Annotated in this window: 1 protein-coding gene; it reads right to left on the minus strand. The window is 62.8% G+C overall.

Annotation, left to right across the window (positions count from 1 at the left end):
• Positions 1–839: DUF2184 domain-containing protein (locus tag EPD66_RS23845; RefSeq protein WP_142851047.1), on the minus strand; the 839-nt coding region annotated here is incomplete at its 3' end.
• Positions 840–896: the final 57 nt, after the last annotated feature.

An 896-nucleotide genomic window follows, 5' to 3' on the forward strand; every position in this document is an offset into this window, starting at 1 on the left:
ATCTCCAGCGGCGTCTTCTGCATCGGCACCAGCGGCCAGCGGACGTATTTCTTGTCACGGGTATAGAGCAGCGCCCGGTCCTTGCCGCCGACCCCGCGCCCGGACAGCCATTTCAGCGGTTCGATCTCCAGCGGGCGGCCGTTCTTGATGGCCGAGACGCATTGCTTGGACACATAGTCCAGGATCGAAATCGAACCGGCTTCGGAGACGGGGCGCACCAGCAGGGCGAAGCGGTCGGGCGCCAGGCGCAACTGATCGGGCGCCACCACATAGCCGGCGCGCTTCCAGGCATGCTCGATGAACAGGTTGATGTCCTTGAGGATCTCATCGGCCGAGGCGGTGGCCCAATTCACCTGCATGTTGTAGGGCGCCACGGCGGGGTTGTTGAGCAGTCCCACCGCGCCGACCGACGTATCGCCGAGATAGACCATCTCGTCGGCATCCATCTGATACTTGAGCTTCATGCCCTCATATTTCTGGGTATCGATGGGCCGGCCCAGGCGTTGGGCCTTGTTCAGCTCGATGGTCGTCCAGCCCAATTCCATGCCCCAGAGATGCAAGGGCAGCGGATGCTTGGTGATGTCCAGGCCGATGCCCTGGATGGCCGTGGAATTGTCGCCGATCCAGCTCTTGCCGGCACCGGCGAAACCGGCGGCGGCGAAGTGGCTGCGGGTGAAGGACGCGGTCTCGTCCTCGATGGCGACGTCTTCGCGTAGATCGATGTCGCGCTGCCAAGTGACCTCGGTCAGGGGCAGGTTCAGGGTAAGGTCAAGCCGTTCCAGCTCGCCAACCAAGAAGGCGCCGGCACTGTCTCGGGTGCGGTGATCGAAGGTGTACATAAGGAGGCTGCTCCTTAGAGATTGAAGGCGATTTCGGCGTTGCCGTCGGAGTCCTGG

This window comes from Telmatospirillum sp. J64-1 (assembly GCF_006980715.1).
Taxonomy (GTDB): domain Bacteria; phylum Pseudomonadota; class Alphaproteobacteria; order Rhodospirillales; family Magnetospirillaceae; genus Oleiliquidispirillum; species Oleiliquidispirillum nitrogeniifigens.